Genomic DNA, 9,622 nt, shown 5'->3' on the forward strand with positions numbered 1-9,622 from the left:
ACTAACCCCGCCCGCCCCCGTTTCCAATGGGTTTGGGTGAGCTTTGCCCGCAATCCGAGGTGGACCATGGAAATCGACATCGCCATCACCGCAAAACTGCCCCGTGACCAGGCAGAGGTCCTGCTCCAGGACCTGCGCGTGCAGTACTCGGCACTGCTCAACGAGCACTGGTATGACGATCGGTTTCGCATGATCCCCGAGGGTTTGCGGCACGGCTCATTGCTGGTGGCGTTCCCCGGGTTGGCAGCAAGAAAAAGCCTGATGGGCGCCCTTAAACACAGCCTCGACGAAGCGAAGTAAGCCACGATGGAAATGAAAGAAAGGCTGCGCGCCGACGTCATCCAACGCATTGAGCGGGACTACCAGCTCAAGCACATGCGCGGCACCGACTATATGCGTAAGGGTGTCTGCCCTGCCTGCGGTCAGAAGACCCTCTACACCTTCTACGACTCGCCCTGGACACTGATCTGCGGACGGCCGGAAAAGTGCGACCACCGTGTCCACGTAAAGGACGTCTACGACGATTTGTTCAACGACTGGAGCAAGACCGCCCCGTCGACGCCAGACAACCCCCTGGCCACGGCACGCGCATACCTTGAATTTGCACGGGGCTTCAAATTTGAGCTGATTGCCGGTTGGTTCACCCAGGACAACTACTGGGATGGCCGGCTAAACATCGGCAGTGCCACGGTGCGTTTCGCCCTTGAAAAGGGTGGGTACTGGGAACGGCTGATCGATCGGCCAGATCGTTTCGGCAAGATGAAAGCGCGCTTCCGCCCCACCGGCGATGGTTTGCCCGGCTACAAAGGCGTCTGGTGGTGCCCGCCGTGCGTCGACCTGCTGGAAGTCGACGAGCTGTTCATAGTCGAGGGAATTTTCGACTCCATTGCACTGGTGCACAACGACGTGCCAGCCGTGTCGATGATGTCCAGCGCGCCCTGTCCCATCGACTCACTCAAGGCCCTGGCCAAGCTGCGCCACGACGCCGACAGGCGCTTGCCGGTACTTGTGTGGGCATTGGATAACGAGCCCGTCGCCAAGGCCAACATGCGCCGTTGGGCGAAGGAAGCGCGCGAGCTGGGCTTCACCTGCAAGGCAGCGGTGATCCCACAGCCCAATGGCAAAAAGGTTGATTGGAACGACCTGCACCTACGGTGGAAGCCGATCGAGGGCGACGACAAGCGTGCCGAGCGGATCGAGCAGGATCTGGACGAAGCCCGTCACCACGGCGATTTGCTGCTGGCTGACTCGGCTGAAGAAAAGGGGTTCCTCATTTACCTGCGCGACGAGCGCAAGGAATTCAACTTCACCTTCCGCAAGCGCCTTTACTGGTTTCGGCTGGACCTTGAGCGGTACGACCGTGCCATGGCCGATCTGGAGAGTTCAGACCGCCATGAGGACCAACTGCTCAACGACGACCAAAAGCGCTACAAGGCACTGCGCCAATCTGGCTCGGTGACCAGCATCGCCAACTGCAATTTCCAGGCGCTGTATTACATGCGCAACGACCTCACAGATGAGGCCTGGTACTACTTCCGTATTGAGCGCCCGCAAGGGCCGGCCATCAAAAGCACATTCACTGCCAAGCAGCTCACTTCGGCGCCTGAGTTCGCCAATCGCCTGCTCAACGTCTCCAACGGCGCGATGTTCGAGGGTAGCGCCCAGCAGTTGAAACGGATCCTGGCGCCGCAGCTCGATTGCCTGAAAACCGTCAACACCATCGAATGGATCGGCTACAGCCGCGACCATGGAGCCTACGTCTTCAACGACCTCGCTTTTCACGGCGGCAAGGTCCAGGTGCGCAACAAGGAAGATTTTTTTGACCTCGGCAAACTGAGCATCAAGTCACAGAGCCAGTCGCCGGTGTTGCACATCAACACCGACCTCAATGCCTACAACGAAGGTTGGTTCGACATTTACTGGCGCTGCTTTGGCGTACAGGGCCTTGTGGTACTGGCCTGGTGGCTGGGTGCATTGCACGCAGAGCAAATCCGCCAGATCCACAAGTCACTGATGTTCCTGGAGCTGGTGGGTGAAGCCGGCTCGGGCAAGACCACCCTGGTGGAGCTGCTGTGGAAGTCGGTCGGGCGGACTGATTACGAAGGCTTCGACCCGTCCAAAGCGACGGCCGCAAGCCGTGCGCGCAACTTCTCGCAGGTCAGCAACCTGCCGGTCGTGCTGATCGAGTCGGAGCGTGAGCAAAAGGAGGGCCAGCCGGTTAAACACTTTGACTGGGACGAACTGAAAACCGCCTACAACGGCCGTAGCGTTCGCTCCACGGGCGTGAAAAACAACGGCAACGACACCCACGAACCGCCATTCCGCGCCGCTCTGCTGATCGCTCAGAACAACCCGGTGAACGCTTCGGAACCGATCCTGCAGCGGATCTGCCATGTGCATCTGACACGAGAGCACCACACCCCGGAAACCAAGCAGTACGCCGAGCAACTGGAGCGCATGCCGATGGACAGCATCAGCGGCTTCCTGGTCAAGGCGCTGCAACGTGAAGCCGAAACCATGCGCCTGATGGAGGAAAACACCTCCGGCTACGAGCAGGAGCTGCTGGCCCAGCCTGGCGTGCGCACTGTGCGTATAGCCAAAAACCACGCCCAACTGCGCAGCCTGGTGGATGCACTCGCCGGGGTCGTTCCCCTCGGCGAGCGTCGCAAAGCCCTTGCACACGCCGAAATCAGCCGTATGGCCTTGGAGCGGCAGCAGGCGATCAACGCCGACCACCCGACCGTGCGCGAGTTTTGGGACCTGTACGACTTCCTCAATGGCATGGACGAGAAAGGCGCGCTCAACCATGCGCGGCGCGATGGCCTTATCGCCGTGAACCTGAATGAGTTCGTGGAGATGGCTGCCAACAAGCGGCAGCAGGTTCCCCCGCTGAGCGATCTGAAGCGCCTGCTCAAGACCAGCAAGTCACCCAAGTTTCTGGAGTCGAACAAGCCCGTGAATTCAGCGCGCCAGGTCGACGCATTCAACGCCAGTAAAACCATTCGCTGCTGGGTATTCCAGGGCGTGTAACCACCGCAAAAACAGGAGCAACACCATGCAAAACGAACTCAAATCGGCTATTCGCTTCAATGATTTTGTCGCCTACTTCGGCGCCAGAGGGGTAGTTGCTTTGGCCTGGTGGATGGGGGCTGCGCATGCCGCCCGTATCCGTGAAGACCAGAACAGCTTCCCGTTCCTTCAGATCAACGGCGCCGCCGGCAGCGGTAAGTCGCTGATGCTGGAGTACCTGCAAAAGTTGAACGGCCAAACCCCTTATGCACATTCGCTGGCTCACGCTACCCAGGCCGCACGGGCTCGCATCTACGCCAACGCAGAAGGGCCGATCGTCATTTGCGAACACCACGATGAGCCAGAACAACCCTTTGATTGGGATGAACTGAAGCCGCTCTATAGCTCCGGCGACGTCATCAGCCAGGAGCGAGGTGATCGGACCCAGCGCGTGACCTTCAAGGGTGCTCTCGTGATCACTGCAAACCAACCGTTGGAGTGCAGTGAGGCGGTCCGCAGTCGAATGGTTGTGGTCGATCTTTCAGGTGCCGACGCCCATACGCCCAGAATTCGGCCCGAGGCTATCGGCGACCTCAACGCAAACGAGGCAAGTGCATTCGGTATCAAGGTGGCTCAGGCAGAAGACTGGATTTCCAGCACCATCAAAGATTTTTTGCCCGGCTACCAGGGGCAGCTAATGCACAAATACGGACCACGCCTGAACGCGCGCACCGCACTCAACTGCGCGCAAATGCTCGCTCTGCTCGACCTGCTTTGCTCTCTTCTCGCGATCCCGCAGGACGTCCAGCTTGATGCCAGGAAGGTGGTTCACGACATCGCTTTCCTCGACACCATTCCTTATTGATCCGGCCTTCGAAAGGAGAATCCGCATGAATACGCCTGCCCAAACCCAACAGCCCAACTGGTTTAAGCAGTTGCAAGAGTTTGAAGCCAAGCGCCCCGCCATCCGCAAGGCCGGTATTGAGGCACTGAACCGCCTGATCCCTGTCGCCCGGCGTGATACAGGCCAAAGCGCCGTGATTGGCCGGTTTCTACTCGGGCTCTACAACGGCCACGACTACCCCTTCGTGCTCACCAGCCTGCGCGGCCTCGACACCGCACTGTTCGACGACTGCCTGGCGGTGCTTCAACTGGACTACTCGCCAGAGCAAGAGGTGCATACGTACCTCCCCGATGGCGATGCCATCTGGGAAGAACTGATAGGGACATGGGCATGAAATGGGCGCCGAAGCGCAATAGAGACGGGCAACTCCAGCAGAACTGCTGGGTGACCGACAGCGGCTACACCGTCGCGTTGTGCCGGTTACCAGAGTCGCGCTACCCCGTCACTCGGCCAGGGGGCGAACTGCCCTTCGCTTATGCGAAAGACCGGGACGAAGTCATAACGATCATTCAGCAAGACCAGGCCAACCCGGCCTGAAAGATGGTGTCGAGGAGCGCCAACTCCCCGACACCTACCACTACCCAGGAGCAGCACCATGCAAGCACAGACCCAAAGCAGCAGCGCCGTAGAGGCTAGCACGAACACCTTTAAAATCGGCGATACCGTTTCCTATGTCGTCGCCAGGGCCATGGCACGCAGTGTCGAATTCAGCGTGCGCAAGGGCACCATCAAGGCGATTGACGGCCAGGTCGCCATCGTGGAGTCACGCTATGGCAGGAGCATTCAACCGCTCAACAAGCTGTCCCGCGAGGGCGAACCCAATGCGCTGACGAAATCCCTTATGGGGGATCGCCACAATGCTTAAGCGCACCCTCACCCACTTTCACCTCTGCTGTGGCCTCGGCAGCGGCGCCGCTGGTTTCAGCGACTCCAAACCAGTCCTCGGCCCTGTACAAGCTGAATGGCGCTGCCTGGGCGGTGTCGACGTCGACCCAGCAGGCTTGCGCGACTTTCAGATGATGACCGGTGTACCTGGCACTTTGATGGATCTGTTCACCCGCGAGCAGTTCACCGCGTTCCACGGCCAGCAGCCGCCCGCCGGCTGGAAGGAAGCCACCGCCGAGGATCTGCGCCGCGCCGCCGGCAACGAAGACCCGGACGCCGTGTTCATCAGCAGCCCCTGCAAGGGGGCCTCTGGCCTGCTGTCCGAGACAATGAGCCAGACGCCCAAATACCGGGCACTCAACGAGCTGACGTTGCGCTGTGTATGGCTAATGTGCGAAGCCTGGAAGCACAACCCGGTGTCACTGATCGTGTTCGAAAACGTGCCGCGCCTGGCAACCCGGGGCCGGTACCTGCTGGACCAGATCACCAAGCTGCTCAGGCACTACGGTTACGCGGTGGCGGAAACCACCCATGACTGCGGCGAAATTGGCGGGTTAGCCCAGAGCCGCAAGCGCTTCTTGCTGGTGGCCAGGCACGTCGAGAAGGTGCCGGCGTTCCTTTACGAGCCGGAAAAACGCAGCCTGCGGGCCGTTGGTGATGTGCTGAGCCGCATGCCGCTGGCCGGCGATATCGACCAGGCGGGGCCGATGCACCGGGTACCGGCATTGCAGTGGAAAACATGGGTTCGCCTGGCATTGGTGGAAGCAGGTAAGGACTGGCGCAGCCTGAGCCGGTTTGCGATCGAGGACGGCTACCTGCGCGACTTCGTGATCGTGCCGGAATACCGCGCCGGTTATATGGGAGTGCATGACTGGCATGACACCGCCGGGACGGTCGCCGGCCGGTCGAGCCCAACCAATGGCAAGTTCTCGGTGGCGGACCCTCGGCCCACCAGCAAATTTGAATACACCCAATACGGGGTACTGCCCTACGACCGCCACTGCGGCGTGGTCACAGGGCAACGGAGCCCAGGGCAAGGCACGTTCAGCGTTGCAGACCCACGCATGGGCGGCGAGCGGCATAACAACGTCTTCCGCGTGGTGCACAACGACCAAGCCGCCGGAACTGTCACTGCCGGGCATGGCCCCAGCTCCGGCGGGCAAGCCGTGGCCGACCCTCGGCAACCATCCAAAGGTTTCGGCAAGTACCTGGTCACCGACTACAGCAAGCATGCCGGCACGGTCATCGCCGGCAGCACCACCGGCCAGGGCGCTTTTGCCGTGGCCGATCCGGCTTACAAGAACTGGCACCCAGCGGCCAGCACGCAAAAGCTGCGAATCACTCCCTGGTGCGACAGCGCCAAGACCGTGACCGGCTCGCAGCAGGTTGCGAGTGGAGCGTTATCGATCGCGGATCCGCGCCCGGGTATGTCGCGCACTAAGGGCGACGCGTACCTGACTGGCGGGCATTACGGTGTCGTCGACTACAACGCACCGGCCGGCGCTGTGTCCGCTAGTGCCTGTCACGACAACGGCCGGTGGTCGGTAGCGGATCAGCGTATGCCGGCGCCCAACGACCGACTGACCTGCATGATCACCAGCCTCGACGGTACCTGGCACCGCCCGTTCACCACCCTGGAGCTGGCCGCGCTGCAATCGCTGTTTGATCCCGAGGATCACTGGTCAACGGATCCACAGACAGCCCATGAAATCCAGGTGATGCAACGGGTGCGCAAGATCGAGCAAGCGCCGTTCTTCCTGCTGGACGGTATCAACGATGGCAACCACCGGGAGCGAATCGGCAACGCGGTACCGCGCGCGGCGGCAAAAGCGATGGCGGATGTTTTCGGCATGACCCTGCTGCTTTCCGAGGCTGGGGAGACATTCATGCTCAGCAACGTTTCGATTTGGGTACAGCCAGTGGCGATTGCACTGAGCGTGGCTAAGCAGGAGGTTGGTCATGTCTGACCTCTTTTTCTTGCAGGACAGCCGCAGTAACGTCGGCAGCCGGGCCATATTCTGGCGCAACGGAGGCGGCTACACCTCGAACCTGAACGAGGCTGAGCAGTTCAAACGCGAGTCCGCGGTCAAGCAGTACGAGTGCCGCGAAACCGATCTGCCCTGGCCAGTGGAGTACGTCCGCCCCCGGGCAGAGGTCGGCGTTGACTGCCAGTACCTCACCAAGTCAGAGGCTGAGGCCTACCGCAACGAAGACGGCCGCGTTTATGTGGCCTACGCACGCGAGTGGGACGGCAATGATCTGGTGTGGCGCGGCGGCAAAGGCCCAACCGGCAACCTGGATGACGCCATCCACCCGGGGGCGGCAGATGCCGCTGGGTACCAGGCCCAAGGCTTCGAGCTGTGGCCATGCGGATACATCGTCGAGCGTTCCCGACCAGTAGTCCGGGCCGCCCTGCTCGATCACAAGCAGGCACTGCGCTCGGTCGGCCTCAAGCTGCCCAAGCTCAAGCGCCCGCGCAACCGCACCTACAGCGACCGTCTCAACTGCGAAGGCTGCGGGCGTTTTCTCAGCGAACGTCAGCGCTTCGACGACTGCCCGAACTGCGGCGCGGGGAACGCACCATGAACAACGGTAAATCCTTCCCCTGGAACCTCGACCTAACGGGTGTCTGTGACCAATGCAACAGATCCCGCGCCCACGGCAACCACCAGAAGTGCAGCAAGGCGCGCCAGGCGGCCAACGCTAAGCGCCGGGCAGAGGAGGCCCAAACCGGGGTCACACCGGCACCTAGAAAAAGTGCCAGCCTGTTCTGGTTACTTCGCCAGCAGTGATCGGCAACACTAAACCCGCAATACATCAGGCCCGGCGACGGGCCTTTTTTCTTCCTGTTGGAAGAATCTTTCGATACATCGCGTGGGGACGCATATGGCAGATGGCGTAGAGGCCCGTGGCAATTCGGTACGGGTCTATTTTCGTTTCAATGGCGAGCTGTGCCGGGAGCTGGTGCCCGGCGGTAACACACCAGAAAACCGGGAGCATGCAAAGCGCCTGGTCACAGTGATCGAGTACGAAATCCAGGCCGGCACCTTCGATTACCGCCGGCATTTTCCCGAGTCGACCAAGCTGGCCGAGAACACTTTCGGGCATTACCTGGACCTTTGGCTCACGATCAAGAGCAACAGCGTGGCCGCTACCTCTTTTCGTGGATATAAGAACAAGGCCGAGGTTCATGTGCGGCCGCGCTGGGGTGACGTTCAGATCGATCAAATTGACCACCTGGACCTGCAGGAATGGATTCAGGGGCCGCTGTCGAAGCGGCTGAAGAACAAGACCATCCGCGACATCATCAGTAATGTGCGCCAGGTGTTTCGGCTCTACCGCACCCGGAAGAAGGTTGCACACGACCCAACTGAGGGGTTATTCGTGCGCCTTCCCGATCCGGAGGCACCGGACCCGTTTACCAGGGCGGAGATCAAGCAGATCCTCGAAACGCATACCAGCCGCACCCAGGAGCTGCTGATGGTGCAGTTCATGATTTGGGCAGGCCCACGGGTATCGGAAACCATCGCCCTGGCCTGGGAGGATGTCGACCTGAAACAAGGGACGGTGACTTTTCGTCGATCCAAGGTGCGCGGGGCCTATCGCGTGACAAAAACCCGGCGTTCTACGCGCAAAGTGCGTCTGCTGGAGCCTGCGTGGGATGCCCTGCGCAAGCTGGACGCGATCAATCAGCTCAAGACCGTGGACACCGTGGATGTCGTCGAGCGGGACAACAAAACGATCCGCAAGCACAAGCTGCACTTCGTGTTCCTGAACACCAAGAGCGGCCTGCCACACGTCAGCGATTTTGTGGTTAGGGACAGGTTCTTCAAAGCGCACTTGAAAGCGGCCGGCGTTCGTTATCGCGGTCCTGGCCAGTGCCGACACACCTACGCCAGCCAGTTGCTCACCACAGGCGTGGCTTCGGTCGACTGGATCGCGGAGCAGATGGGCCACACCAGCGCAAACATGATCCGCCAGCACTATGGAATGTGGATCAACGAGGACGGGCCAGACATTATAAGTTTGCTTCAGAATGCTCTTGACCTGTAGTCAAGCTCTTAGGTCGTGTGAAATGATCAACACGAATGCCGCGACACTCCAAGCGAAGGGACTGCTTATGCCAGTAATGCATCTGTTCATTGATACGAATATCTTCTTAAACTTTTACACGTACCCCGACGACGATGACGGGGTTATAGATGAATTACTAGAGTATATCGATCCGAACAAGATAGTTCTCCACTTACCAAAACAAGTCGAGAATGAATTTGAGCGAAATCGTGAATCGAAGCTGCACGTTGCAGTTACGGAGTTCCAAAGCAAAAAATTTCCAAATGCCATTCCAAATCACATGCGTGGAACTGAAGCAGCAAAAAATTATCAAGATGCTTTAAGAAATGCTGAAGCAGCAAAGAAGACGCTAGTTGCAAATGCTACCGGCCTCGCTTTACAAAATGACTTGCCAGTAGATAAAAAAATAATTGAAATTTTTAACAAGTCGCAAAAATATGAGGAAGACGACAGAACATTCAAACTCGCAGTTGAGAGGTCTCAACGTGGTAATCCTCCAGGCAAAGGAGAAAGCGTTGGCGACAGATATAATTGGGAAGTTCTGCTTCAGCACGTGCCTGCTGGCGACTTATATATAGTATCAAAAGATGGTGACTATGCGTCTCCGTTAGCAAACCTAGACAAAAGGTCTGTAAAAGCTAAACGCTACCTGTCCGAAGAATGGTCAAGAAAAAAAGGGGATGGATCGCTTCACATCTATACCACTATAAAATCTGTAATTGATCATTACAAACAACTAGCGCAACAACC

General features: G+C 59.0%; 10 protein-coding genes. All 10 read left to right on the top strand.

Annotation, left to right across the window (positions count from 1 at the left end):
• The first annotated feature begins 66 nt into the window (after window positions 1–66).
• Entirely contained in the window at window positions 67–300 is a 234-nt protein-coding gene (locus HX869_RS08180; RefSeq protein ID WP_178902967.1) for a hypothetical protein, read from the top strand.
• 12 nt (window positions 301–312) lie between these two features.
• Window positions 313–3,030, top strand: coding sequence for a toprim domain-containing protein (locus HX869_RS08185; RefSeq protein ID WP_178902968.1), 2,718 nt, complete (start codon window positions 313–315; stop codon window positions 3,028–3,030).
• 25 nt (window positions 3,031–3,055) lie between these two features.
• The gene (locus HX869_RS08190) at window positions 3,056–3,874 is read left to right on the top strand and encodes a hypothetical protein (protein ID WP_178902969.1); all 819 of its coding nucleotides are present in this window, start codon (window positions 3,056–3,058) and stop codon (window positions 3,872–3,874) included.
• 25 nt (window positions 3,875–3,899) lie between these two features.
• Window positions 3,900–4,247 carry a hypothetical protein gene (locus tag HX869_RS08195; protein ID WP_102604823.1) on the top strand — a complete coding sequence of 116 codons (348 nt, stop codon included), beginning with the start codon at window positions 3,900–3,902 and terminating at the stop codon, window positions 4,245–4,247.
• Complete coding sequence (locus tag HX869_RS08200) at window positions 4,244–4,450, top strand: hypothetical protein (protein ID WP_102604848.1); 207 nt, start codon at window positions 4,244–4,246, stop codon at window positions 4,448–4,450. The genes HX869_RS08195 and HX869_RS08200 overlap by 4 nt, the downstream gene beginning before the upstream one ends.
• Window positions 4,451–4,508: 58 nt before the next feature.
• Window positions 4,509–4,778: a hypothetical protein gene (locus HX869_RS08205; RefSeq protein ID WP_178902970.1), complete on the top strand. Its 270-nt coding sequence runs from the start codon at window positions 4,509–4,511 to the stop codon at window positions 4,776–4,778.
• On the top strand, window positions 4,771–6,765 hold the full coding sequence (locus tag HX869_RS08210) for a DNA cytosine methyltransferase (protein ID WP_178902971.1): 1,995 nt from the start codon (window positions 4,771–4,773) through the stop codon (window positions 6,763–6,765). The genes HX869_RS08205 and HX869_RS08210 overlap by 8 nt, the downstream gene beginning before the upstream one ends.
• Complete coding sequence (locus tag HX869_RS08215) at window positions 6,758–7,384, top strand: hypothetical protein (RefSeq protein WP_178902972.1); 627 nt, start codon at window positions 6,758–6,760, stop codon at window positions 7,382–7,384. The genes HX869_RS08210 and HX869_RS08215 overlap by 8 nt, the downstream gene beginning before the upstream one ends.
• Before the next feature lie 300 nt (window positions 7,385–7,684).
• Entirely contained in the window at window positions 7,685–8,851 is a 1,167-nt protein-coding gene (locus HX869_RS08220) for an Arm DNA-binding domain-containing protein (RefSeq protein ID WP_178902973.1), read from the top strand.
• Window positions 8,852–8,873: 22 nt separating this feature from the next.
• Window positions 8,874–9,622: PIN domain-containing protein (locus HX869_RS08225; RefSeq protein ID WP_256736755.1), on the top strand; the 749-nt coding region annotated here is incomplete at its 3' end.

The sequence above is a fragment of the Pseudomonas sp. P7779 genome (assembly GCF_013386315.1).
Taxonomy (GTDB): Bacteria; Pseudomonadota; Gammaproteobacteria; order Pseudomonadales; family Pseudomonadaceae; genus Aquipseudomonas.